The organism is Streptomyces sp. 5K101 (genome assembly GCF_046506645.1).
Classification (GTDB): domain Bacteria; phylum Actinomycetota; class Actinomycetes; order Streptomycetales; family Streptomycetaceae; genus Streptomyces.
On sequence record NZ_JBKFFO010000007.1, the window covers coordinates 204,304 to 229,459 of the forward strand.

21 protein-coding genes, 2 pseudogenes and 1 riboswitch are annotated in these 25,156 nt (G+C 70.6%); of the genes and pseudogenes, 11 read left to right on the forward strand and 12 right to left on the reverse strand.

Annotation, left to right across the window (positions count from 1 at the left end; genetic code table 11):
* Positions 1–11: 11 nt before the first annotated feature.
* The 3 genes from ACLB9X_RS16200 to ACLB9X_RS16210 all read left to right on the forward strand — a co-directional run bounded on the left by ACLB9X_RS16200 (position 12) and on the right by ACLB9X_RS16210 (position 1,899).
* Entirely contained in the window at positions 12–272 is a 261-nt protein-coding gene (locus ACLB9X_RS16200) for a UBP-type zinc finger domain-containing protein (RefSeq protein ID WP_410361055.1), read from the forward strand.
* Between the two features lie 245 nt (positions 273–517).
* Positions 518–931 carry an anti-sigma regulatory factor gene (locus tag ACLB9X_RS16205; protein ID WP_018845530.1) on the forward strand — a complete coding sequence of 138 codons (414 nt, stop codon included), beginning with the start codon at positions 518–520 and terminating at the stop codon, positions 929–931.
* A gap of 23 nt (positions 932–954) precedes the next feature.
* Positions 955–1,899, forward strand: a complete 945-nt coding sequence (locus ACLB9X_RS16210) for an RNA polymerase sigma factor SigF (protein ID WP_410361056.1) — start codon at positions 955–957, stop codon at positions 1,897–1,899.
* 249 nt (positions 1,900–2,148) lie between these two features.
* On the opposite strand, the gene ACLB9X_RS16215 is transcribed toward ACLB9X_RS16210, so the two are convergent.
* Entirely contained in the window at positions 2,149–2,559 is a 411-nt protein-coding gene (locus ACLB9X_RS16215; RefSeq protein WP_410361057.1) for a hypothetical protein, read from the reverse strand.
* A gap of 70 nt (positions 2,560–2,629) precedes the next feature.
* Between ACLB9X_RS16215 and ACLB9X_RS16220 the strand changes: the two genes are divergently transcribed.
* On the forward strand, positions 2,630–3,598 hold the full coding sequence (locus ACLB9X_RS16220) for a diacylglycerol/lipid kinase family protein (protein WP_410361058.1): 969 nt from the start codon (positions 2,630–2,632) through the stop codon (positions 3,596–3,598).
* A gap of 317 nt (positions 3,599–3,915) precedes the next feature.
* On the forward strand, positions 3,916–4,173 hold the full coding sequence (locus ACLB9X_RS16225; RefSeq protein ID WP_003953983.1) for a WhiB family transcriptional regulator: 258 nt from the start codon (positions 3,916–3,918) through the stop codon (positions 4,171–4,173).
* 165 nt (positions 4,174–4,338) lie between these two features.
* Here ACLB9X_RS16225 and ACLB9X_RS16230 read toward each other — a convergent pair whose 3' ends face one another.
* The 6 genes and pseudogenes from ACLB9X_RS16230 to ACLB9X_RS16255 form a co-directional block, all read right to left on the reverse strand.
* Positions 4,339–5,814, reverse strand: coding sequence for a sensor histidine kinase (locus tag ACLB9X_RS16230; protein WP_410361192.1), 1,476 nt, complete (start codon positions 5,812–5,814; stop codon positions 4,339–4,341).
* A gap of 298 nt (positions 5,815–6,112) precedes the next feature.
* Positions 6,113–7,216, reverse strand: a pseudogene (locus ACLB9X_RS16235) (SIS domain-containing protein).
* Between the two features lie 94 nt (positions 7,217–7,310).
* A complete protein-coding gene (locus tag ACLB9X_RS16240; protein WP_410361059.1) occupies positions 7,311–8,858 on the reverse strand; it encodes a glycoside hydrolase family 3 protein in 1,548 nt (515 codons plus the stop codon).
* Positions 8,859–8,867: 9 nt separating this feature from the next.
* Entirely contained in the window at positions 8,868–9,734 is an 867-nt protein-coding gene (locus ACLB9X_RS16245) for a carbohydrate ABC transporter permease (protein ID WP_410361060.1), read from the reverse strand.
* Positions 9,731–10,729: a carbohydrate ABC transporter permease gene (locus ACLB9X_RS16250; protein WP_410361061.1), complete on the reverse strand. Its 999-nt coding sequence runs from the start codon at positions 10,727–10,729 to the stop codon at positions 9,731–9,733. Before ACLB9X_RS16250 ends, ACLB9X_RS16245 begins: the two co-directional genes overlap by 4 nt.
* 121 nt (positions 10,730–10,850) lie before the next feature.
* The gene (locus ACLB9X_RS16255; RefSeq protein WP_410361062.1) at positions 10,851–12,149 is read right to left on the reverse strand and encodes a sugar ABC transporter substrate-binding protein; all 1,299 of its coding nucleotides are present in this window, start codon (positions 12,147–12,149) and stop codon (positions 10,851–10,853) included.
* Positions 12,150–12,449: 300 nt separating this feature from the next.
* On the opposite strand from ACLB9X_RS16255, the gene ACLB9X_RS16260 reads away from it, so the two are divergent.
* The 6 genes and pseudogenes from ACLB9X_RS16260 (at position 12,450) to ACLB9X_RS16285 (ending at position 19,689) form a co-directional block, all read left to right on the forward strand.
* The gene (locus ACLB9X_RS16260) at positions 12,450–13,217 is read left to right on the forward strand and encodes a GntR family transcriptional regulator (RefSeq protein WP_410361063.1); all 768 of its coding nucleotides are present in this window, start codon (positions 12,450–12,452) and stop codon (positions 13,215–13,217) included.
* Positions 13,218–13,486: 269 nt separating this feature from the next.
* On the forward strand, positions 13,487–13,768 hold the full coding sequence (locus tag ACLB9X_RS16265) for a DUF3311 domain-containing protein (protein ID WP_410361064.1): 282 nt from the start codon (positions 13,487–13,489) through the stop codon (positions 13,766–13,768).
* Entirely contained in the window at positions 13,765–15,399 is a 1,635-nt protein-coding gene (gene mctP / locus ACLB9X_RS16270; protein WP_410361065.1) for a monocarboxylate uptake permease MctP, read from the forward strand. Before ACLB9X_RS16265 ends, mctP begins: the two co-directional genes overlap by 4 nt.
* 84 nt (positions 15,400–15,483) lie before the next feature.
* Positions 15,484–15,994: pseudogene (locus ACLB9X_RS16275) on the forward strand (GNAT family N-acetyltransferase).
* Positions 15,995–16,038: 44 nt separating this feature from the next.
* A riboswitch (cobalamin riboswitch) is annotated at positions 16,039–16,172 on the forward strand.
* A 140-nt stretch (positions 16,173–16,312) separates the two neighbouring features.
* Entirely contained in the window at positions 16,313–18,676 is a 2,364-nt protein-coding gene (locus ACLB9X_RS16280) for a ribonucleoside-diphosphate reductase subunit alpha (protein ID WP_410361066.1), read from the forward strand.
* Positions 18,676–19,689 carry a ribonucleotide-diphosphate reductase subunit beta gene (locus tag ACLB9X_RS16285; protein WP_410361067.1) on the forward strand — a complete coding sequence of 338 codons (1,014 nt, stop codon included), beginning with the start codon at positions 18,676–18,678 and terminating at the stop codon, positions 19,687–19,689. The genes ACLB9X_RS16280 and ACLB9X_RS16285 overlap by 1 nt, the downstream gene beginning before the upstream one ends.
* 76 nt (positions 19,690–19,765) lie before the next feature.
* On the opposite strand, the gene ACLB9X_RS16290 is transcribed toward ACLB9X_RS16285, so the two are convergent.
* From ACLB9X_RS16290 to ACLB9X_RS16310, 5 genes are all read right to left on the reverse strand, one after another.
* The gene (locus tag ACLB9X_RS16290; protein ID WP_410361068.1) at positions 19,766–20,503 is read right to left on the reverse strand and encodes a D-Ala-D-Ala carboxypeptidase family metallohydrolase; all 738 of its coding nucleotides are present in this window, start codon (positions 20,501–20,503) and stop codon (positions 19,766–19,768) included.
* Between the two features lie 170 nt (positions 20,504–20,673).
* Positions 20,674–21,306: a peptide deformylase gene (gene def / locus ACLB9X_RS16295; protein WP_410361069.1), complete on the reverse strand. Its 633-nt coding sequence runs from the start codon at positions 21,304–21,306 to the stop codon at positions 20,674–20,676.
* Between the two features lie 81 nt (positions 21,307–21,387).
* Positions 21,388–22,368, reverse strand: coding sequence for a tetratricopeptide repeat protein (locus ACLB9X_RS16300; protein WP_410361070.1), 981 nt, complete (start codon positions 22,366–22,368; stop codon positions 21,388–21,390).
* A gap of 118 nt (positions 22,369–22,486) precedes the next feature.
* On the reverse strand, positions 22,487–23,782 hold the full coding sequence (locus ACLB9X_RS16305) for an HD-GYP domain-containing protein (protein WP_410361071.1): 1,296 nt from the start codon (positions 23,780–23,782) through the stop codon (positions 22,487–22,489).
* Positions 23,779–25,116, reverse strand: coding sequence for an HD-GYP domain-containing protein (locus tag ACLB9X_RS16310; RefSeq protein WP_410361072.1), 1,338 nt, complete (start codon positions 25,114–25,116; stop codon positions 23,779–23,781). Before ACLB9X_RS16310 ends, ACLB9X_RS16305 begins: the two co-directional genes overlap by 4 nt.
* Between the last annotated feature and the right edge of the window lie 40 nt (positions 25,117–25,156).

Here is a 25,156-nt window from a genome sequence, read left to right on the forward strand (position 1 = left end):
ACCTGGCCATCATGAGCGAGTGTGCGCATGTAGCAGAACTGCCACGGCCCGAGCCGGTGCCGCTGACCGATACCTGCCCGGAGTGCCAGGCGGTGGGCAGCCACCCGGTCCAGCTCCGGCTGTGCCTGGTGTGCGGCCACGTGGGCTGCTGCGACTCGTCGCCGCTGCAACACGCGAGCGCACACTTCCGTGAGACGGCGCACGCGGTGATGCGCAGCTTCGAGCCGGGCCAGGCGTGGCGGTGGTGCTTTGTCGACGGTTCGATCGTCTGACGCCTGGGTACGTCAACCATCCCCCGGTTCCGTGCAATTGGGCGACGCAGACCTCTAGCCACTGTGCGTACTCATGTGCTTACCATGAGTGACGGGTCCCGGCTCGGGGGTCCCGGCGACACGGCACCATGGATCGCGATAGCGTCGCCAGGCCAGTACCGGCTACGTAATCGACTACGTACCGCATGGTCGCGGGTCTTTTCGCCCGTGGCCCAGGAAGAGCTTGTGCCACCTTGGAGGTGAGGGTGTCCCAGATCGCAGGCGAGCCCGGGACTCAGGACTTCGTGGAAGTCCGGCTGCCGGCTGCGGGTGCCTACCTGTCCGTGTTGCGTACGGCCACGGCCGGTCTCGCAGCGCGCTTGGACTTCACCCTCGACGAGATCGAGGATCTGCGGATCGCGGTCGACGAGGCGTGCGCGATCCTGCTCCAGCAGGCCGTTCCCGGGTCCGTCCTGAGCTGCGTGTTCCGGCTCGTCGACGACTCGCTGGAGGTGACGGTCTCGGCGCCCACGACCGACGGCCGCGCCCCGGAGCGCGACACGTTCGCCTGGACGGTGCTCTCGGCACTGGCCGGCAAAGTCGACTCCTCGGTCGCCGATGACCGTACTGTCTCCATCAGCCTGTACAAACAGCGCGGCGCGGGACCCGGGCCGGCGTGAGCAACGGAAACGGGGATGGTCCGATGCGGGAGGACGAGGAGCGTGCCCCCAGGGTGCTGAGCGCGTCGGCCGGCATCCCGGAGCAGCATGCGCGGCCGCACCCGGTGGTGGACGAGCCCGACGGCCGGACGGCCTCGGCGGAGCAGGCGCGGGCAGATCAGGCGGACCGTATGAGCGAGCACGAGCACGGCCACGAGCAGCATCACCACGATGCCCACGACCGCAGTGGGGCACGGGCGATGTTCATCGAGCTGCGCAATCTGCCCGAGGACGCCCCGGGCCGGGCGGAGCTGCGCAACCAGCTCGTGCGGATGCACCTGCCGCTCGTCGAGCATCTCGCGCGGCGCTTCCGCAACCGCGGGGAGCCGCTGGACGACCTCACGCAGGTCGCCACGATCGGGTTGATCAAGTCGGTGGACCGGTTCGACCCGGAGCGCGGCGTCGAGTTCTCGACGTACGCGACGCCGACGGTCGTGGGCGAGATCAAGCGCCACTTCCGCGACAAGGGCTGGGCGGTCCGGGTGCCGCGCCGGCTGCAGGAGCTGCGGCTCGCCCTGACCACGGCGACGGCGGAGCTCTCCCAGCAGCACGGCCGCTCGCCGACGGTCCACGAGCTGGCCGAGCGCCTGGGCATCTCGGAGGAGGAGGTCCTGGAGGGCCTGGAGTCCGCGAACGCGTACTCCACGCTGTCCCTGGACGTCCCCGACACGGACGACGAGTCGCCCGCGGTGGCGGACACGCTCGGCGCGGAGGACGAGGCGCTGGAGGGCGTCGAGTACCGCGAGTCGCTGAAGCCGCTGCTGGAGGACCTGCCGCCGCGGGAGAAGCGCATCCTGCTCCTGCGCTTCTTCGGCAACATGACGCAGTCGCAGATCGCGCAGGAGGTCGGCATCTCCCAGATGCACGTCTCGCGGCTGCTGGCCCGGACGCTGGCCCAGCTGCGGGAGAAGCTGCTCGTCGAGGAGTGACGGACCGGGCCGCGCCCACGGGCGCGGCCCGCCGCCTGTGGTCGGCCTCAGTCCTGGACCGCGCCGATACTCAGCGCAACCGCGCGTGGTCGGTGTCCGTCGCGGACGGTGCCGATGTCCCCGCCCCGCCGTGGGACGCGGCGGGCGTCAGTCCCGGACCGGTGCCGATGCCCAGCGTCCGACCGTGCGTGGTCGGTGTCCCCCTGACGGTGCCGGTGCCCAGCGCCCCGCCATGGGACGCGGCGGGCGTCAGTCCCGGGGCGCGCCGATGCCCAGCGCCCGGGCCGTGGTCGGGTTGACCAGCAGCACCAGGCCCGTCACGGCCACCGCGGCCAGCACGATGCCGAGCGGGATCAGCGCGCCGGAGGCGCGCAGCAGCGTCCAGGCCGGGATGAGGGCGATCAGCTGGGTGATGATCGCGGGGCCGCGGCTCCAGGAGCGGCGGTGCAGCAGCCCGCGGGCGGCCAGCAGCGGGATCACGGCGAGTGCGAGCAGCGTCACACCGCCCGTCTCCGCCTGGGAGGGGCTGTCGGGCCGGCCCAGCAGGCCCATCACGAGCATGTAGACGCCTCCGCCGGCAAGCGCCAGCCCCTCGGCGGCGCACACGGCGGCGGCGGCCGTCAGGCGGGTGGGGCGGGGGGTGGTGTCGTCACTGCTCACCCCTGCAGGGTAGCCGTCGCCCGAAACCCGGGGCTGGGCCAGGTACCCCCCGGTAGGTACGCTGCATCGCATGCGCGCACTTCTCGTGGTCAATCCGGCAGCAACCACCACCAGTGCCCGCACTCGCGACGTGCTGATCCACGCGCTCGCGAGCGAGATGAAGCTCGAGGCGGTGTCCACCGAGTACCGCGGGCACGCTCGTGACCTCGGCCGCCGGGCCGCGGAGTCCGACGACATCGATCTCGTCGTGGCGCTCGGCGGCGACGGCACGGTCAACGAGGTGGTGAACGGTCTGCTGCACAACGGCCCCGATCCCGAGGGCCTGCCGCGCCTCGCCGTCGTGCCGGGCGGCTCCACGAACGTCTTCGCCCGCGCCCTCGGCCTGCCGAACGACGCGGTCGAGGCGACCGGCGCGATCCTGGACGCCTTGCGCGACCGGACCGAGCGGACGGTCGGTCTCGGCCTGGCCGCCGGCACGCCGGGGACCGAGGACGAGGGGGTGCCGCAGCGCTGGTTCACCTTCTGCGCCGGATTCGGTTTCGACGCCGGTGTCGTCGGCCGGGTCGAACAGCAACGGGAACGCGGCAGACGCTCCACGCACGCGCTCTACGTCCGCCAGGTGCTGCGCCAGTTCCTCGAGGAGCCGCACCGCCGGCACGGCACGATCACGCTGGAGCGGCCCGGCGCGGCCCCGGAGACGGACCTGGTGCTGTCCATAGTCTGCAACACCTCCCCCTGGACTTACCTGGGCAATCGTCCGGTGTACGCGTCCCCGAAAGCCTCGTTCGACACCGCCCTCGACATACTCGGGCTCGCCAAACTCTCGACGCCGGCCGTGGCCCGTTACGCGACCCAGCTGCTCACGTCGACCCCCGAGCGCGGCCCGCACGGCAGGCACGCTGTCACGCTCCATGATCAAACGGACTTCACCTTGCATTCGAAGGCACCGCTCCCCTTCCAGATGGACGGCGACCACCTGGGGCTGCGCACGAGCGTGACGTTCACAGGCGTTCGCCGTGCACTGCGTGTGATTGTGTGAGCGGAACGCGCAAAAGTCCTTTATCTCGAACGTATGGACTGCCATCCACCCCCTAGAAGTACGGCTGTGACCTAGTCGACACCGAGGAATCAAAAAAAACTTTCCGGAAGGGGTTGTATCCGCCGCCGAGGTTTGCGAATCTCTACATGGCGATCGGGACGGCCCGAAACAACGGCCCCACAGACCGCCGGAACCCCTCCACGAATCCAGGACCCAACGCCGGGCAACTGGCGATCGGCCCTTCCCTTGCGGGGGGATTCGTGAAAGCGTTCACATTCACAAGCAACCCGCATGTCATACAAGGAGAGGTAGCAGCCATGGACTGGCGTCACAACGCCGTTTGCCGCGAGGAAGACCCCGAGCTCTTCTTCCCCATCGGCAACACCGGTCCTGCGCTGCTGCAGATCGAGGAAGCCAAGGCCGTCTGCCGCCGCTGCCCCGTCATGGAGCAGTGTCTGCAGTGGGCGCTCGAGTCCGGCCAGGACTCCGGCGTCTGGGGTGGCCTCAGCGAGGACGAGCGCCGGGCCATGAAGCGCCGCGCCGCTCGCAACCGGGCGCGTAACGCCAGCGCCTGACGCCCCTGCTACGAGCCTGAGCCGGCGGCGCGTGCAGCGAGCACGCACTTACCGCCTTCGAGCCGCAGCGCGCAGTACCCCCGATGCGCATCGCGTATGCGAGCAACGAGCTTCGAGCCCCGGACCGTGTGAAACGGTCCGGGGCTCTTCGCTGTGTTCAGCGGCCTAGCACTTGTCGGGTACGGGGATGTCGAGGACGACACGGGTGCCGTGAGACGGCTCGGGGACCGGCAGCATGTCGAAGCTGCCGCCCAGCTCGCCCTCGACCAGGGTGCGCACGATCTGCAGCCCCAGATTGCCCGCACTCTTGGGGTCGAAGCCCTCGGGCAGCCCCCGGCCGTCGTCCTGGACGGTGATCAGCAGGCGGGGGTTCTGCGCGCGGCTGTCGCCGCGGACCGCGGACACCTCGACCGAGCCGTGCTCGCCCGGTGCGAAGGCGTGCTCCAGGGCGTTCTGCAGGATCTCGGTGAGCACCATGGACAGCGGGGTCGCGGTCTCGGCGTCGAGGATGCCGAAGCGGCCGGTGCGCCGGCAGTCGACCTTGCCCGGGGAGATCTCGGCGACCATGGCTATCACCCGGTCGGCGATCTCGTCGAACTGGACGCGCTCATCCAGATTCTGGGACAGCGTCTCATGCACGATGGCGATCGAACCGACGCGCCGGACCGCCTCGTTGAGCGCCTCGCGGCCCCGCACGGAGTCCATGCGCCGGGCCTGGAGGCGCAACAGGGCGGCCACTGTCTGGAGGTTGTTCTTCACCCGGTGGTGGATCTCCCGGATGGTCGCGTCCTTGGTGATCAACTCCCGCTCGCGGCGGCGCAGTTCCGTGACGTCCCGCAGCAGGACCAGGGAACCGATGCGTACGCCCTTGGGCTTGAGCGGGATGGCGCGCAGCTGGATCACGCCGCCGTTGCCCTCGACCTCGAACTCGCGGGGCGCGTAGCCGCTGGCCAGTTTGACCAGCGCCTCGTCGACGGGGCCGCGGGAGGGGGCCAGCTCGGCGGTGATCTGGCCGAGGTGCTGCCCGACGAGGTCGGAGGCGAGCCCGAGGCGGTGGTAGGCGGACAGGCCGTTGGGGCTCGCGTACTGGACGACTCCGTCGGCGTCGAGCCGGATCAGGCCGTCGCCCACGCGCGGCGAGGCGTCCATCTCGACCTGCTCGCCGGGGTAGGGGAAGGCGCCGGCCGCGATCATCTGGGCGAGGTCGGAGGCGGACTGGAGGTAGGTGAGCTCCAGCCGCGAGGGCGTGCGCACGGTGAGCAGGTTGGTGTTGCGGGCGATCACGCCGAGCACGCGGCCCTCCCGGCGCACCGGGATGGACTCGACCCGTACGGGCACCTCCTCGCGCCACTCCGGGTCGCCCTCGCGCACGATCCGGCCCTCGTCGAGCGCGGCGTCGAGCAGGGGCCGGCGGCCGCGGGGCACGAGGTGGCCGACCATGTCGTCCTGGTAGGAGGTGGGACCGGTGTTGGGCCGCATCTGGGCGACGGACACGTAGCGGGTGCCGTCGCGGGTGGGGACCCACAGGACGAGGTCGGCGAAGGACAGGTCGGAGAGCAGCTGCCACTCCGAGACCAGCAGGTGGAGCCACTCGAGGTCGGATTCGCTCAGAGCGGTGTGCTGGCGGACGAGGTCGTTCATGGAGGGCACGTCTGCGAGGGTACCCGCGGGCCGCGGCGCCGTGACGGGACCCTCAACCCGTCCGGCACCGCAGCCCGGAGTTGCCCGGCCGGCAGGTGTGCGGTCCCGCTCGGCCGTGTGGAGGTCTTCGGCGCAGTCAGGGCAGAGAGTGCCGGGACCTCGTTCCACCCTCCTGTGCGGGGAGGGCGGAGGCTTGTGTCCGTTCATTCTGGACTAGACCACTAGGCCTGTCCATGTATCAGCCGAGTTTAGTTCCCGCGCCATACTTATGCACCGGTCAAAAGGGACGGCCTGTGGTTCAGCGCGTTTCCGTGACCTTGGCCAGCGCCCGGGGCGCGTCCGGGTCCTGGCCGCGGGCGATCGTGACCTCGTACGCCATGAGCTGGAGCGGCAGAATCTCCAGGATCGGCTGCAACTCCTCCGGGACGCCCTCCGTCGGCAGCACGAATCCCGCGGACGCCGCCTCCACCTGGGGCGCCGGGCCTACCACGAACAGGTCCGCGCCGCGGCCGCGCAGCCGGTCGAGCACCGGCTGGAGCGCCTCGCCGCCCTTGCCGCCGGTGACCACGGCGATGACCGGGGAGACGTTGTCGACCATCGCCAGGGGTCCGTGCAGCAGGTCGGCGCCGGAGTACGCCAGCGCCGGGATGTAGCTCGTCTCCATGAGCTTGAGCGCCGCCTCCTTCGCCGTGGGGTAGCCGTATCCCCGGGACGTGATGACCATGCGCTCGGCGAAGCGGTAGCGGGCCGCCAGGGCGCGGATCTCGTCCTGGCGGCCGAGGATCTGCGCGGCGAGTTCCGGCAGCGCCCGGGCCGCCGCCACTGCCCCGGCCTCCGGCCGTGCGGCCCCCCGGCCGCCGCGCAGGCCCTCCACGAACAGGTAGAGGGCCAGCAGCGAGGCGGTGTACGTCTTGGTGGCCGGCAGTGCCTTCTCCGGGCCCGCCATGATGTCGATGTGGTACTCGGAGACCGCCGCGAGGGGCGAGTCCGGGTTGTTGGTCACCGCGAGCGTGATCGCGCCCGACTCGCGGGCCGCCCTGGTCGACGCCACCAGGTCCGGGGAGCCGCCGGACTGGCTGACGGTGACGACCAGCACGTCGGTGAGGTCGGGCCGGGCGCCGTAGGCGGTCGTGGTGGACATGGAGGTCAGCCCGCACGGCAGGCCGAGCCGGATCTCCAGCAGGTACTTGGCTTACAGCGCCGCGTTGTCGGACGTGCCGCGGGCGGTCAGCAGCACGAAGCGCGGCTTGCGCGCCGCGACCCGGGCCGCCACCTCGCCGATCCGCGGAGCGCCCTCGTCGAGGATGCGCCGCAGGACCGCGGGCTGCTGTGCCATCTCGCCGGACATGATCCGGCCCGGTTGCTCGTGTTCGCCGTACTCTGCCGACGTCGTGGCGGACATTGCCGGGTGCCTCCATCGGGGCGGGCGGTTCGGTTGACGGTCGGGCGACCCGGCGCTCCCCGCGTTCGCCCGGCACAGCGCGGTCCCCCCGCGGTCAGCCCCCGGCGATCGTGCCGGTGATGACCTCGGCGGCGGCGCGTCCGCAGACGCGGGCGGCGCCACGGGTCGCGATGTGCAGGGCGCCCCTCGGCGGGGCCGCGTCGACGCCCATCTCGACCACGACCGTGTCGGGGCGGGCCTCGATCAGGGCGTCCAAGGCGGCAGCCATCCAGGGGTGGCGGTGGACGTCGCGGACCACAGCGACGATCCTACGATCCGCCGCCCTGGCCAGCACATCTGCCACCAAAGCGGACGTTCCGGCCTCGCTCGTGCAGGTACCGGTCGTCGTGCCGGGCAGCAGCGCGGACAGTTCGGCCGCGACGCCCCAAGGCGTCTCGTCGCCGACGGCGATGTTGGCGACCGGCGTGAAGGCGGCGACATGGGGCGCGGCGGTGACCGGTCCGTACGCCCGCTCCCCGACGGTGGCCCGCACCGCGCGCCGCGCGGCGACCAGGCCGATCTGCGCTCCGGAGCCGGGCGCGGTCCCCTCCTGTGAAGCCGCGCCCGGCTCTGCTGCAGCCTCCCTGGCCCGGCGCGTCCAGTCGGCGAGGGCGCGCACGCGCGCCGCCGCGTCGGCCAGCCGCTCCTCGGGCAGGTCGCCGTTCCGTACCGCCGCAACGAGCGCGTCGCGCAGTCGCAGTACGGTCTCCTCGTCGGCCAGGCCGCCGCCGACGCAGATCGCGTCGGCTCCGGCGGCGATCGCGAGGACCGAGCCGCGCTCGATGCCGTACGTGGACGAGATGGCCTGCATCTCCATGCCGTCCGTGACGATCAGGCCCTGGTGGCCCAGCTCTTCGCGCAGCAGACCGGTGAGGATCTGCGGGCTCAGGGTCGCGGGACGGTCGGGGTCGAGCGCGGGCAGCAGGATATGCGCGCTCATCACCGCTTTGGAACCCGCCGCGATGGCCGCGCGGAAAGGCACCAGCTCACGGGCGTGCAGTGTGGCGAGCTCCACATCGATCCGAGGCAGCGAGTGGTGCGAATCGACGTTGGTGTCGCCGTGTCCGGGGAAGTGCTTCGTGCAGGCGGCGACTCCGGCGGACTGGAGCCCCTCGACGTACGCCACGGTGTGCCGGGCGGCGAGTTCCGTCCCGGCTCCGAAGGAGCGGACACCGATGACTGGGTTGTCCGGGTTCGAGTTGATATCGGCGGACGGTGCCCAGTTGAGGTCGACGCCGCACTCGGCGAGCCGCCGGCCCAGCTCACGGGCCACGGCCCGGGTGAGGTCCACGTCGTCCACCGAGCCGAGCGCGTAGTTGCCGGGGAAGGAGGAACCGGTGCGGACCTCCAGCCTGGTGACGTCACCGCCCTCCTCGTCGATGGCGACGAGCACGTCCTCGCGCTCGGCCCTCAACCGGGCGGTGAGAGCGGCCAGCTGACCGGGCGTCGCGATGTTGCGGCCGAACAGCCCGACGGCGGACAGTCCTTCGCCGATCCTGCGCAGCAGCCAGTCCGGCGCGGTGGTGCCGGTGAAGCCCGGCTGGAGGACGGTGAGGGCGTCGCGGGTGAGGGTGTCGGATGATCCCCGTACGAGAGTCGTCATGAGGCGGCGTTATCCCTTCACTGCGCCCGAGGTGAGTCCCGCCGCCATCTTCTTCTGGATGACCATGAAGAAGGCCACGACGGGAATGGCGATGAGCGTCGAGGCGGCCATCAGCGCGCCGTAGTCAACACCGCGCGAGGTGGTGAAGTTCGCCAGCCACACGTTGAGGGTGTACTTGTCGTTGTCCTGCAGCACGATGTAGGCGAGCAGGTACTCGTTCCAGGCGTTGATCAGCGAGTAGATGGACGCGGCGGCGAGTCCCGGCGCGAGCAGCGGGAAGACGACCCGCCAGAAGGCGCCCATCTGGCCGCAGCCGTCGACCATCGCGGACTCCTCCAGCTCCTTCGGGATGTTGATCACAAAGCCGCGGATCATCCAGGTCGCGAAGGGCAGCGTGGCGACGAGGTAGATGACGATGACGCCCCAGTACTCGTTCAACGCGCCCAGGTCGTTGAGCTGGAGGTAGATCGGGATGAGCATCGCCGTCGGCGGCAGCAGCTGGACCAAGATCAGCACGATCATGAAGAGCTTGCGGCCGGCGAACCGGAAGCGGCCGATGGCGTAGGCCGCGACGGTCGCCATCACCATCGCGCCGACGACCGCGCTGACGCAGATGATGAGGCTGGACTGGACGGCGGTGCCGAAGTTGGCCTGGTCCATGGCGCGGCCGAAGTTGTCGAACGTGACCGCCGAGGGCCACAGGGTCTGGTCGTAACTGCGGATCTCGGCGTTCGGGCGCAGGGCGCTGATGATCAGCCAGTACACCGGGAAGATCATGACCACGAAGGTCAGCAGCCCGAGGGCGTTGTGGACGTGCCTGCTCTTCTTCTTGCGGTCGGGGCGGATTGCCTTCGGGGCGGAGCTGAGGGCGCTCACTCGACCTCTCCGATCTTGAGCAGCTGGCGCAGGTAGTAGACGGCCACGCCGGACAGCAGGAGCACCGTGATCAGCGAGATCGCCGCGCCCTGGCTGAACGAGTTGGACTCGAACGCCTTGTTGAACGCGTAGAGGCCGAGGACCTCGTACTCGGGCTCCGGCTTGGTGCCGCGCATCAGCCAGACCTGGCCGAGGACGTTGAAGTCCCAGATGACGGACAGCGTGGCCACCATCTGGAATACCGGCTTGATGACCGGGAAGACCACGTAACGGAAGTTGCCGAACGCGCCGACGCCGTCGATGGACGCGGCCTCCTCCAGCTCCTTGGGGACCTGGGTGAGCGCGGCGTACAGCGTGATGGCGACGAACGGAATGGCGCCCCAGACCACGACGGCCCCGATGACGAGGAAGCCCTGCCTGTGGTCGAGGAACCAGTTGTGCCCCTGGAAGTCCAGGCCCAGGTACTTCGACAGGACCATGTTGGCGACGCCGTAGTCCGAGTCGGCGAACCAGCGGAAGATCGAGGCCGCCACCATCAGCGGGATCGACCAGGCGGCGATCAGCGCGGCGGTCAGCAGCAGCCGCGCCCAGGTGGACATGCGCTGCATCATCAGCGAGATCGCGAGGCCGGCCGCGAGCGTGGTGACGACACAGGCGGCCATGAACACGACGGTGAGGACGACCGAGTCCCAGAAGGCGCCGTCCTGGAAGATGCCGGTGAACTGCTCGAAGCCGACCCAGGGGGCCGGCTCACCGGTCCACAGTTCCTTGCGGCCGACGTCCTGGAAGGACATGACCGCCGTCTTGACCAGCGGCCACACGAAGACCGCGGCAATCGCGAGGATGGTCGGGCCGATGAGCAGGTACGGCAGCAGCGCACCGGCCTTGCGGGGCCTGGGCGCCTGCCCCTTCGGCTGCTGGGTGCCGGGCCCCTCCGGGTGCCGCGCTACGGGCACCACCACCGGGTCGGCTGCTTTCATGTCGGCGGCACTCATGGGTGCTGAGCCTTCCGTTCGGACGTACGGGCCGGGAGGTACCGGAGTGCGGGGGCGGCGCTCCGTGCCGAGGCACGGTCCGCCGCCCCCGCGGCTGGTCGACGCGGTGAGAAGTCCGGTGTCAGGACTGCTCGTTGATCAGCTTGTCGATCTCCTGGTCGGCCTTCTTGGTGGCTTCCTCGACCGGCGTGCCCTTGATGATGTCCAGCAGCATCAGCTCCAGGACCTCCTTCTTCTCGATCGCGGCCCAGCCCGGCGCGATCGGGGTGAACCAGGCGTCCGGCACCGCATTGGCGATCGGAGCGGTCTCCGGCTTGGCCTTCAGCGGCTCCAGCTGCTTGGTGTTGTTCGGCAGGATGTTCTTGGCGGCCAGCACCTCCTGCGACTTGGCGCTGGTGAACATCGCGATCCATTCCTCGCCGAGGTCCTGGACCTTGGACTTGGAGATGGTGGCGAGGTCGGAGCCGCCGATGAAGGAGGGGAGCGCCTTGCCGTTCGGGCCGGGCATGCCCGCGGTGAGGATCTTGTCCTTGAGCTTGGCGTTGCCGTTGCCCGCGGGATCGGTGACGCTGCCGGCCTCCCAGCCGTTGCCGTAGAGCAGCGCGGTCTTCTCGTTGGCCATGACGTTGGCGTGGTCCTGCTCGTCCTTCGTCTTGTCGCCGTGGTTGTACTTGGCGACGAGGTCGACGAAGTGCTTGATGCCCTTCTGCGCCTCGGGCGTGGACAGAGCGGACTTCCACTCCTTCGTGCCCTCGTCGTAAGTGGCGATCTCGCCGCCGTACGCGGCGACGTAGGACATGGCGGCGTACCAGTAGCGGCCGGGCAGGTAGAGCGGCGAGAACGCCTTGTCCTTGCCGTGCTTCTGCTGGACCTTGTCGAGGGCGGCGGTCAGCTCGGCCTCGGTGGTGGGCAGGGTCTCGGTTCCCGCGCCCGCCTTGAACATGTCCTTGTTGTAGATGGCCACGCGGGCACCGGCGTAGTAGGGCACGCAGTACTGCTTGCCCTCGTAGGAGCAGGTGTCCTTGAGGCCGCCGATCCAGGTGTCCGAGTTCTCGTACTTCTTCGGGTCTATCTCGCCGAGCGCCCCGTTGAGGATGTACGTCATGGTCTCGGTGTTGCCGAGCTCGACGACGTCCGGGAACTTGTCGCCGGAGAGCGCCGCGTCGAGCTTCTTGGTCTTGTCCGCCCACTGCTGGTACTGGACGTTGACCTTCACTCCCGGGTATTTGGCGTTGAACTGGGCGTTGACGTCCTTGACCAGCTCGGGCCACGTGGACTGCGCGTCGACCATCAGCCAGACGGTCAGCGTCTCCTTGCGGTCCTTCGGGTTCTCGGTCGCTTCGCCGCCGTCCGAACCGCATGCCGCGACCGAGGCCATCATGGCCGCCACACCCACCGCTGCTACGAGATTGCGCTTCACGCCACCCTCCTCAAGGGATGCAAGAGCCCCCCACCACCCGGGAGTCGCGCAGCACTTGACGGTGGCGCGCCGGATTCTGCCCTGGGGCCGGGATCTGATCTTTAATGGTTTAGACCAGTACCGGGAGCTTGGCCTAGACCTTTAGGGGTGTCAAGGGTGTATAAGAAGGGCAGTCGCGTCCGTTACCGGACCGACACCTGAGGGAGGGCGACGACCCGTGACCGGTCCGTGCCACCATGTGAGCCGCTAGAGACGGAGGAGCCGGTGACGGCAGGAGCACAGCAGTCGGGAAGGCGGGTCATGACCACGGACGGGGCCGGCAGCGAAGCCGAGAGCGGGGCAGCAGGCGCCCGTACCGCACGCGTGCCCAAGTACTACCGGCTGAAGCGGCACTTGCTCGACATGACCGAGACACTGCCGCCCGGGACCCCGGTGCCGCCGGAGCGCACGCTCGCCGCCGAGTTCGACACCTCGCGCACGACCGTGCGCCAGGCGCTCCAGGAACTCGTCGTGGAGGGCCGGCTGGAGCGCATCCAGGGCAAGGGCACATTCGTGGCCAAGCCCAAGGTCTCCCAGGCGCTGCAGCTCACCTCGTACACCGAGGACATGCGGGCGCAGGGCCTGGAGCCCACGTCCCAGCTGCTGGACATCGGGTACGTCACGGCCGACGACACCCTGGCGGGACTGCTCGACATCTCGACCGGCGGGCGGGTCCTGCGCATCGAGCGCCTGCGGCTGGCCAGCGGCGAGCCCATGGCCATCGAGACCACGCACCTCTCGGCCAAGCGCTTCCCCGCGCTGCGGCGCTCGCTCGTCAAGTACACCTCGCTCTACACCGCGCTCGCGGAGGTGTACGACGTCCATCTGGCCGAGGCCGAGGAGACGATCGAGACGTCCCTCGCGACCCCGCGCGAGGCGGGGCTGCTCGGCACGGACGTCGGCCTGCCGATGCTGATGCTCTCGCGCCACTCACTGGACGCCCAGGGCGAACCGGTGGAGTGGGTCCGCTCGGTGTACCGCGGTGACCGCTACAAGTTCGTTGCGCGGCTGCAGCGTCCGCAGGACTGAGCGGCGCGGGCCGGGCAGCCCCCGGCCGGGGGTCCGGGGGTTGTCCCCCGGGACAGCACAGCGTGGCGCGGCTGCAGCGTCCGCAGGACTGAGCGGCGCGGGCCGGGGTCGGCATGGCGTCGCAGCGTGTTGCGACGCCATGTCATGTTTTGCGTAGTCGTGGCGCGAAGTCGTTGCCGTACCGATATGCGGACGGGGGGTGACGGGACTCGAACGGCTCGCCTAGATTTCCTGCGCATTACAGGTGACCAGTGAGGGGACGAAGCCGCATGTCAGCAGTGCCCGAAGCACCGGACGCGCCTGAAGCGCCCGAAGCGAAACAACCGGTCGTCACACCGGTGCGCGTGATCATCGCCCTCTGTCTCTTCGCCCCCTTCGTGGCGATGCTCTGGGTCGGTTCCTACGCGAAGGTCGAGCCGACGTTCATCGGCATGCCGTTCTTCTACTGGTACCAGATGCTCTGGGTCCTGGTGTCGACGGCGCTGACGATGATCGCCTACAAGCTGTGGCAGCGTGACCAGCGCGCCCGCAAGGGGGGTGCCTCCCGATGAAGGACGGCGTGAACGGCGTCGCACTCGGCGTCTTCATCTTCTTCTTCCTGGCCGTGACGGTCATGGGCTTCCTCGCCTCGCGCTGGCGGAAGGCCGACAACGAAAACACCCTCGACGAGTGGGGCCTCGGCGGCAGATCCTTCGGCACGTGGGTGACCTGGTTCCTGCTCGGCGGCGACCTCTACACCGCGTACACCTTCGTCGCCGTCCCGGCGGCCATCTACGCGGCGGGCGCGGCCGGCTTCTTCGCGGTGCCGTACACGATCCTCGTCTACCCGCTGATCTTCACCTTCCTGCCCCGCCTGTGGTCCGTGTCGCACAAGCACGGGTACGTGACGACCTCGGACTTCGTCCGCGGGCGCTTCGGCTCCAAGGGTCTGTCCCTGGCGGTCGCGTTCACCGGTCTTCTCGCCACGATGCCGTACATCGCGCTCCAGTTGGTCGGCATCCAGGCCGTGCTCGACGTCATGGGCGTCGGCGGCGGCGAGAACACCAACTGGTTCATCAAGGACCTGCCGCTGCTGATCGCCTTCGGTGTGCTCGCGGCCTACACGTACTCCTCCGGACTGCGCGCGCCGGCGCTGATCGCCTTCGTCAAGGACACGCTGATCTACCTCGTCATCGCGGTGGCGATCATCTACATCCCGATCAAGCTCGGCGGCTTCGACGCGATCTTCTCCGCCGCAGGCGAGAAGTTCTCGCAGATCAACCCGGCCACGGACAAGCCCGTCGGCGCCCTGGTGCCCGGCGAGATGGGCCACTGGGGCTACGCCACCCTGGCACTGGGCTCGGCGCTCGCGCTCTTCATGTACCCGCACTCCATCACGGCGACGCTGTCCTCGCGCAGCCGTGAGGTGATCCGCCGCAACACCACGATCCTGCCGTTGTACTCGCTGATGCTGGGCATGCTGGCCCTGCTCGGCTTCATGGCCATCGCGGCGGGCGTGAAGGTCGCCAACGGTCAGCTGGCCATCCCGCAGCTGTTCGAGAACATGTTCCCGGACTGGTTCGCGGGCGTCGCCTTCGCCGCGATCGGCATCGGCGCGCTGGTCCCCGCGGCCATCATGTCCATCGCCGCGGCCAACCTGTTCACCCGGAACATCTACAAGGACTTCCTCAAGCCCGACGCGACCCCGGAGCAGGAGACCAAGGTCTCCAAGCTGGTCTCGCTGCTGGTGAAGGTCGGCGCCCTGGTCTTCGTCCTCACCATGGACAAGACCGTGGCGATCAACTTCCAGCTGCTGGGCGGCATCTGGATCCTGCAGACGTTCCCGGCCCTGGTGGGCGGCCTGTTCACCCGCTGGTTCCACCGCTGGGCGCTCATCGCCGGCTGGGCGGTCGGCATGCTCTACGGCACGGTCGCCGCGTACGGCGTGGCGAGCCCGACGCAGAAGCACTTCGGCGGTTCGTCGGCCGAGATCCCCGGCATCGGCGAGATCGGCTACATCGGCCTCACCGCGTTCGTGCTGAACGTCGTCGTCACCGTGGTGCTCACCTTCGTCCTGAAGGCGGCCAAGGCCCCCGACGGCGTCGACGAGACGAGCCCGTCCGACTACACGGCGGACGCGGGCGACCCGGGCGTCACGGTGGAACTCCCGCCGGCCACGGCGGGTGCGCCCGGCGGACACTGACGGATCGCGTACGCAAGGGCCGTCGCATTCCCCTCGAGGGAAATGCGACGGCCCTTCGTCGTGCCCTGGTGCACACTGCCGGGCATGGACATCACCATCAGGCGGATCGAACCCGAGGAGTACGGGGCGCTGGGCGAGCTGACCGCACAGGCGTATCTGCGCGGCGGAATGCTCGACTTCGGCGAGGCGGACCCGTATCTGGACGTGCTGCGGGACGTCGCGGGACGCGCCGCGCACACGGAGGTGACGGAGGTGTACGTCGCCGTGGACGGGCGGGGCACCGTCCTCGGCGGGGTGGCCCTCGTTCCCGCCGGCGGCCCGTTACGCCGACCTCGCGGGTCCGGGCGAGGCCGAATTCCGGACGCTGGCCGTGGCCGAGGGGGCCCGTGGGCGCGGGGTGGGCGAGGCGCTGGTGCGGACCTGCATCGACCGGGCCCGGGCGGTGCCCGGGTGCGTGCGCGTGGTGCTCTCGACGCAGTCGATGATGCACGCGGCACACCGGATATATGTCCGGCTGGGCTTCGTACGCACCTCCGCGCGGGACTGGGCGCCGGTCGAGAACGTTCCCCTGTGGACGTACGCCCTGGAGCTCTGAGCCCGCAAGACACAACATGTGGGGGCATGCGCAGCACCCCGCCCCCACATGTATGCTCATCTGGCTGTCGCCGCAGGGGAATCCGGTGCGAATCCGGAACTGTCCCGCAACGGTGTGATCCGGTGCGCTGTGCCGTACCCGACAAGTCCGAGCACCTGCCGACGGTGCATCCGGCTCGACCGATCCGGGTGCCGAGACGTCCGGGCCTCGCGGTTGGGCCGGTGGACGCCAGGCATCGTGCTGCCCCTACGCGGGCCTGCCCTGCATGGCCCCGCCTTCCCCGCTGACGGCCCAGAGCCGAGCGAGGGAGAGCACCACATGACCATCGCGCCAGCCGATCCGGCCTCACAGACGGAGAGCGACGGCCCCGGGACCGCACTGCTGCGGACCCTGACCGACCTGACGGCCGATCTGCCCGACGCCGACCCCGGCCGGGTCGCCGCCGCCGCGCTGCGCGGGCGGCACGCCGGATCCGACGCGGCCGAGCTGCGCTCCCTCGCCACCGACGCCGCCGCCGGTCTGATCTCCGAGGACCCAACCTACTCCCGGCTCGCCGCCCGGCTCCTGAGCCGCACGATCGCGGACGAGGCCGCCGGCCAGGGCGCGCTGTCGTTCTCCGCCTCCGTCGCGGTCGGGCACCGCGAGGGTCTGATCGCCGACCGCACGGCCGCGTTCGTGGCGCTGCACGCGGCCCGGCTTGACGCGCTCGTCGATCCGGCCGCCGACGACCGCTTCGGCTATTTCGGTCTGCGCACGCTCTACAGCCGGTACCTGCTGCGGCACCCCATCAGCCGTCAGGTGGTCGAGACGCCGCAGCACTTCATGCTGCGCGTGGCCTGCGGCCTCGCCGGGAACGACGGCCTGCGTTCGGTGGACGAGGTCGCCGACCTGTTCGGCCTGATGAGCCGGCTCGAGTACCTCCCGTCCTCCCCCACGCTCTTCAACTCCGGCACCCGCCACCCCCAGATGTCGTCCTGCTACCTACTGGACTCGCCCCTCGACGAGCTCGACTCGATCTACGACCGCTACCACCAGGTCGCGCGCCTGTCCAAGCACGCGGGCGGCATCGGGCTCTCGTACTCGCGCATCCGCGCCCGCGGTTCGCTGATCCGCGGCACCAACGGGCACTCGAACGGCATCGTCCCGTTCCTGAAGACGCTCGACGCCTCGGTCGCCGCCGTGAACCAGGGCGGCCGGCGCAAGGGCGCCGCCGCGATCTACCTGGAGACATGGCACGCGGACATCGAGGAGTTCCTGGAGCTGCGCGACAACACCGGTGAGGACGCCCGGCGTACGCACAACCTCAACCTCGCGCACTGGATCCCCGACGAGTTCATGCGGCGCGTCGAGGCCGACGCGGACTGGTCGCTGTTCTCGCCGGCCGACGTGCCCGAGCTGGTCGACCTGTGGGGCGAGGACTTCGACGCCGCCTACCGCCGGGCCGAGGCCGCCGGCCTGGCCCGCAGGACCATCCCGGCGCGCGACCTGTACGGCCGCATGATGCGCACGCTCGCGCAGACCGGCAACGGCTGGATGACCTTCAAGGACGCCGCCAACCGCACCGCGAACCAGACCGCCGAGCCCGGCCACACGGTCCACTCCTCCAACCTGTGCACCGAGATCCTGGAGGTCACCGACGACGGCGAGACGGCCGTGTGCAACCTCGGCTCGGTGAACCTGGGGGCCTTCGTCGAGCAGGGAGCCGACGGCGGAGCGATCGCCTGGGAGCGGCTGGACGCCACCGTCCGTACCGCGGTCACCTTCCTCGACCGGGTCGTCGACATCAACTTCTACCCGACCGAGCAGTCCGGCCGCTCCAACGCCAAGTGGCGGCCCGTGGGCCTGGGCGCGATGGGCCTCCAGGACGTCTTCTTCAAGCTGCGGCTGCCCTTCGACTCGCCCGAGGCGCGGGCGCTGTCCACCCGCATCGCCGAGCGCATCATGCTCGCCGCGTACGAGGCGTCCTGCGACCTCGCCGAGCGCAACGGCCCGCTGCCCGCCTGGGACAAGACCCGGACCGCTCGCGGTGTGCTGCACCCGGACCACTACGGCACCGCCGTGGCGCTGAACTGGCCCGAGCGCTGGGCCGCCCTGCGCGAGCGGATCGCCGCCGTCGGCATGCGCAACTCGCTGCTCCTCGCCATCGCGCCGACGGCGACGATCGCCTCGATCGCCGGCGTCTACGAGTGCATCGAGCCGCAGGTCTCCAACCTCTTCAAGCGCGAGACGCTGTCGGGCGAGTTCCTCCAGGTCAACTCCTACCTGGTGGACGACCTGAAGAAGCTCGGCGTGTGGGACGCGCAGACCCGCGAGGCGCTGCGCGAGTCCAGCGGCTCGGTGCAGGGCTTCACCTGGATCCCGGCCGAGGTGCGCGAGCTGTACCGCACGGCGTGGGAGATCCCGCAGCGCGGCCTGATCGACATGGCGGCGGCCCGTACGCCGTTCCTCGACCAGTCGCAGTCGCTGAACCTGTTCCTGGAGACGCCGACCATCGGCAAGCTGTCGTCGATGTACGCGTACGCCTGGAAGCAGGGCCTGAAGACGACGTACTACCTGCGCTCGCGCCCGGCGACCCGCATCGCCCGCGCCGCCCAGGCGACCATCCCCGTCCAGGCGGCCGCCGATCCCGACGCCGTCGCCTGCTCCCTTGAGAACCCCGAGTCCTGCGAGGCCTGCCAGTAATGCGCTCCACCGAGAAGAACCTGCTCGACCCGGGCTTCGAGCTCACCCTGCGCCCGATGCGCTACCCGGACTTCTACGAGCGCTACCGCGACGCCATCAAGAACACCTGGACGGTGGAGGAGGTCGACCTCCACTCCGACGTCGCCGACCTCGCCAAGCTGACGCCGGGCGAGCAGCACATGATCGGCCGGCTGGTCGCGTTCTTCGCGACGGGCGACTCGATCGTGGCCAACAATCTGGTGCTGACGCTCTACAAGCACATCAACTCCCCCGAGGCGCGGCTGTACCTGAGCCGTCAGCTCTTCGAGGAGGCCGTGCACGTCCAGTTCTATCTGACGCTGCTCGACACGTACCTGCCCGACCCGGAGGAGCGGGCGGCGGCCTTCGCGGCGGTCGAGAACATCCCCTCGATCCGCGACAAGGCCCAGTTCTGCTTCACGTGGATGGACTCGGTCGAGAAGATCGAGAAGCTGGAAACGGCCGCCGACCGCCGCCGCTTCCTGCTGAACCTCATCTGCTTCGCGGCCTGCATCGAGGGCCTGTTCTTCTACGGCGCCTTCGCCTACGTCTACTGGTTCCGCTCCCGCGGCCTGCTGCACGGACTGGCGACGGGCACCAACTGGGTGTTCCGCGACGAGACGATGCACATGAACTTCGCCTTCGAGGTCGTGGACACGGTCCGCAAGGAGGAGCCGGAGCTGTTCGACGACGAGCTGCGGCAGCAGGTCACGGACATGCTCCGGGAGGCCGTCGAGGCGGAGCTCCAGTTCGGCCGTGACCTGTGCGGCGACGGGCTGCCGGGCATGAACACCGAGTCGATGCGCGAGTACCTGCAGTGCGTCGCCGACCAGCGCCTGACGCGGCTGGGCTTCGCCCCGGTGTTCGGCTCCCAGAACCCGTTCTCCTTCATGGAGTTGCAGGGCGTGCAGGAGCTGACGAACTTCTTCGAGCGCCGCCCGTCGGCGTACCAGGTCGCCGTGGAGGGCTCGGTCGCCTTCGACGACGACTTCTGATCCGGGGTCTCTGTTCCACGGCGGAACAGGCCGCGGCCCGCACCTCGCACGGGGGAGGTGCGGGCCGCTTCCGTGGTCAGATGCCGCAGCTGGGAGCCGACCAGTAGCGGCTGCTGCGGTGGTCGACGTGCGTGTGGTCGTTGTGGCCCGGGTAGCCGGGACCGAGGATGCCGTTGAAGCCGTGGTAGCGGGCCTGCTGGGCCAGCTTGCACAGCGAGTGCGGGCCCGCGCCCAGGTCGGCCGCGTCGCCGTAGAGGTGCCGGCTGCTGGACGCGCCGCCGACCGCCTCGTTGCAGGCGTACGACCGGAAGCCGCTGGTCACGGTGATGGGCTGGTCGCCGAGGGCGTGTCGCATGGCCTCCAGCTTCCACATGGTGCGCAGGGCGTTGGACTTGGCGGTCGCGGCGCTGACCGCGCCGCCGGACCAGGTGGAGTTGCAGTCGTTGAGTTCGGCGTAGCTGAAGTGGGCAGGCGTGCAGTCGCTGTCCTGCAGCGCGTAGATCTTGCTGTACGTCGCGGGTCCGGCCACTCCGTCGGCGGCGAGGCCGTAGGCGGCCTGGAAGCGCTTGACGGCGGCGGTGGTCGCCGGGCCGTAGGCGCCGTCGATGGCGAGGACGCCGCCGTAGCCCGGGTAGCCCGCCACCCTGATCTGGAGCTGGGTGACGTCCGCGCCGGACGCCCCCTGCGAGAGGGTGCGCGACCAGGTGTAGCAGTCGTCGGCCTGCGCGGTGCCGGCGGTGGCGACGACCCCCGTGAGCCCAGCAACCATGAGCATGACAATGGACAGCAGAATCCGTGCCGTACGTCTCAGCATGAAGTCTCCCTGCGATGAGAGCCGTGAGAGCGGTCCACAGCAGAGACTGGCGGGACGGTCGACGCGCGTCAACAGCCCCTGGGCTGCCGTCATTTGTCGGTCCAATGACGGGCGGGTGCCGTACGAGGGCCCCGCTCGCACGGAGCGGGGCCCTCGGCCTGCCCGACGGTTCAGTCGTTGGCGACGACGGGGTAGCGCGGGGTGCCCTCGGCCATCTGCTTCAGCGCGTCCTTGCGGTCGCGCTTGGAAAGCCGGTCGATGTAGAGGTACCCGTACAGGTGGTCCGTCTCGTGCTGCAGGCACCGGGCGAAGTAGCCCGTGCCGCGCACCCTGATCGGGTTGCCCTGGGCGTCCTGTCCGCGCACCACCGCGTAGTCGGGGCGGGCCAGCGAGGCGTACGCCGTGGGCACGGAGAGGCAGCCCTCGTTGGAGTCGTCGAGGTTGCGCTGCTCCGGGGGCAGCTCCTCCAGCACCGGGTTGCACACGACGCCGACGTGGCGCACGCCCTCGTCGTCGGGGCAGTCGTAGACGAAGACCTTCAGGTCCACGCCGATCTGGTTCGCGGCGAGGCCGACGCCCTCCGCCGTGCGCTGGCTGGCGAACATGTCGTCGATGAGCGCGGCGAGCCTGTCGTCGAACTCGGTGACGTCCTTGCACTCCTTGTGCAGCACGGGGTTGCCCACGACGGTGATCGGGCGGGAGGTGCCGCGCTCGCGGTACGCGCGCTCGCGCTCCTCACAGTTCTCCGTGTCCACGACGAAACCGTCGTCGACCTGCTGGTCCGTCTCGTGCTGCGACGCCATGTCAGCCGTACGCCCTTCTCAGTACCCGATCCCCGGCCCGATGCCCGGTCACTACGTGTCCGTACAGCCTACGGGCAGGCGTCAGCAGACTTCTTCGAGATCCCGCCATTCCCGGCTGTCCGGACTGTCCGCGACCCAGCCGTCCAGCAGGCCGCGCACGAGCCCGGCCGGCGCGGCGATACCGCATTCGCGCTCCGGCAACCACAGGTCACCCGCCGTGCGGTGGCCCAGCGGGCCCGGGTGGCCCGGTTCGCTGTGGTCGTGCGGGTCCAGGTGCTCGCCTTCGCCCTCGGCGCTCGGCATCCGGCCCTCGGAACAGGCCCGGCACAACAGCCGCACGGAGGACGACCAGTCCTCGGCGGCGAACCCGGCGTCGGCCGCCAGCTTCTCCAGCGCGTCCCGGTCGGCCTCGGTCGCCGCCTCCAGCAGCACCACCCAGGTCGGCACGGGCGAGGGCGCCCACAGCTCGATCTCGTCGAATACGGGATAGGAGGGCCCCGCGCTGGTCGTCCGCTCGCCGTGCGGCACGCCGTCGTGCAGGACGACCTCGCCCCAGCGCCGCCCGGACGAGGGCAGCGGGATGGAGAGCACCTCTATCCGGGCCGGGTCGAGCCTGCGGCCCCAGACCACCTCGGCCTCGCCCTCGGGCGACAGCCGCACGGCGGCGCTGCCGAGGTCCATGCCGACGGGCTCACCGTTCGGCGCGGCGGCTCCCGGCACCTTCAGCCCGTACGCCTGCCAGGCACGGCGGGCCAGCGGCCAGTCCTGCAGCGCGGTGGCGGCGATGCCGACGTTCCACCAGTCCGGGGCGCCGGTCTCCTTGTCCAGCAGGGCGACGGCACGCAGCCCCGCGGCCCGCGCCTGCTCCCAGTCGTGCCGGAACTTGTGCAGCAGCGCCAGGTTGAACCAGGACTCCGAGAGCCAGGGCTCGAGATCCGCCGCCCTGGTCAGCAGCGCCCCCGCGTCCTCGTACCGGCCGTCGCCGATCAGCGTGAACGCGCGGTCGGTGGCCTGCCGCCACGAGGCGGACGGCCGATGCCGTACCTTCCCGAAGATCCTCACGATTCCCGCCTGCCGGTCGCTCGGGTGTCTGTCCCGGACGCATGCCTGAGTGGCCCGCTTCTGTGCCTTCTTTCGCATCCAACCATGCCCGGTCGCAGGCTCGCTCATTACCCATGGGTTACCCGGGTGGCACCGGGCCGAGACCGCCTCGGGCAAGGACTCTGGCCAGTGATTCCACGACCGCCGGCTCGTAGTCGTGGCCCGTGCCGAGGCGCAGCCGCTCCAGTGCCGCGAGCGCTCCGCCCGCACTTCCTCCACTTCCCTGGGCCAGGTCCTCGTACGCGTTCACGGTGCGGACGATCCGCGCGGGCAGGGACTGCTCCCGGTAGGGGTCGGCCTGCTGCTCCACCACGGCCGCGACGGCGGGCGGCACCCCGGTCCGCCGCACGACCGCACCGCCGAGCAGCGCGATACGGCGCTGCTCGGCGGCCGGCAGTACGGCGGTGGCCCCGTCCGGTACGGGGTCGACCAGGGACAGCTGTCCGATGTCGTGCATCAGGGCCGCGTACTCCAGCACCGTCAACTCGGGCCCCGACAGCCGCATCTCCCGGCCCACGGCCGTGCTGAGCGCGGCCACCCGGCGGGCGTGGCCGGGCGGGGTGTAGCCGGCGATCTCGGTGGCGCGGGCGAGGGAGGCGATGGTCTGGCGGTAGGTCGTGCGGACCGCGGCGTACCGGCGGAACGACAACTGGGTCAGCAGCAGCGGCACGCAGAAGACGGGCAGCGCCCACAGGCCGGCGACGGCGACCGCGAGGGCGATCACGGCACCGGTCGCGCACACGGCGGACCCTATGCCGGGCAGCGCGCGCAGCTCGTCGCGGAGCAGCGGCCCGTACGGGTACCCGGGACGGGCCGCGAGGAGGACCGCCGCCAGCACCGCGTCGCACAGCAGGGTGAGCACGAGGAGCACCAGCAGGAACAGGGCGTGGAGGGGGCCGTGTCCGATGCGGTGCTCCAACGCGCCGGAGTGGTACAGCGGCTGGAAGCACACCGCGGCGAACCCGACGGTCAGCACCCGCCGGGCCACGTGGTCCGGCCCGGGGCCGCGCCCACGCGCGACGTGCGGTACGGCCCCGGCGAGCGTGCCCGCGACGACGACGGCGACGACCTGGAGGGGGCTGTGGCCGGTGGGCCGCCCGGCGCACTCGCCGAGCAGGGCGTACGCGAGGGCGCCGGCGGCCGCGAGCGGCGCGGGTTCCCTGCCCCACGCCCCCTCCACCGCGGCGGGCGCCCCCGCCCCGGCCGCGGCCCCCGAGCGCGCGAGCTCCCCCACCGCGATGCAGATCCCGAAGGTGAGGGCGTTCATGGGTCCGGCCAGGCCGCTCCAGGCGACCTGGCCGAGGGCTGCGGCGGTGAGGCAGGCGGCGGCCGCGTACACGGCGACGACGGCCCGGCCCGGCAGGGCCGCGGTCATCCGGTGCGCACCCGGCGCGAGCCGCTCGGCGCCTCCTGCCGCGGCGGCCCCAGCGGTGCCGCCTCGTCCGAGGTGACGGTCGTCTCCCAGCCCCCGCGGTCCAGCGCCCGCACCAGCGCCGCCACCATCCGCGGGTCGAAATGCGTCCCCGCGCAGCGCTCCAGCTCCTCCAGGGCCGCTGCCACCGGGCGGGCCCGCTGGTAGCAGCGGGTCGAGGTCATCGCGTCGAACGCGTCCGCGACCGCCACCACGCGCGCGAACTCGGGGATCTGGTCACCGGCAAGCCCGTACGGATACCCGCTGCCGTCCAGCCGCTCGTGGTGGTGCAGGATCGCCGCCCGCGCCTCGCCCAGGAATCCGATGCCGCGCACCATCTCGTGCCCGTACTCCGGATGCAGCTCGATCACGCGCCGCTCCTCGGGCGTCAGCGGCCCCTCCTTGCGCAGGACGCGGGTGGGCACCCCGAGCTTGCCCACGTCGTGCAGGATCCCGGCGAACCGGAGCAGTTCCAGCCGCTCGTCCGCCATGCGCAGTTCCCGCGCGATCAGCACGGAGGCCCGGCCGACGCGCTCGCTGTGACCGCGCGTGTAGCGGTCCTTGATGTCGACGGCCTGGACGAGCGCGCGGATCGTCGCCTGGTGGGCCGCGCGCTCACGGTGGTACTGGGCGTACATCCAGCTGGAGATGTACATGGGCAGCAGGACGAACAGTGCGGACACCGGCCCGTAGGGGCTGCGCCACAGGACGGCCGTCATCAGCCCGGCGAGGCCGTGCACGCAGTAGGGGGCGGGGGACACGGGCAACAGCGCCCGGCCGGCCCGGCGCAACGGCAGCTGCTCGGCGGTCGCGCGGATGGCGCCGTCGAGGGAGGAGAGCACCAGGCAGAAGGCGAGCGCCCCGGCGAGCGCGTGCACCAGCACGGAGGGGAAGTCGGGCGCGGTCAGGCCGCTGTCACCGCCGGCGAGGCGGTACGCCCGCGCCGCGGCCCAGGTCGACAGCGCCAGTTGGGCGGCGCGCCACACGCGGCGGGCCCCCGGCGACGGCCGGCCGGACCGGCCGAGGAGGGCGCCGGGGACGGGGACGAGCGCGGCGGCCGGGGCCGGCAGCAGGAAGGCGGCCGCCAGCAGCACGGGGAAGAACGAACCGGCCCCGACCGGCAGCGAGTGGCCGGGGCGCAGACGGGCGGGAATCTCACACACCGCGTAGAGGCCGGCGAGCAGCGCGACCGCGGTCCAGGGCGCCGTGGGAGCCGTCACGGCCGGGGCCGCGCAGACCACAGCGCCGAGGACGGCACCCGTGATGACAGCGTATGCCGCCTTCGTGATGGCCGTCACTGCCCCGCACCCTCCTCGATCCAGCCACACGCTAGCGAGA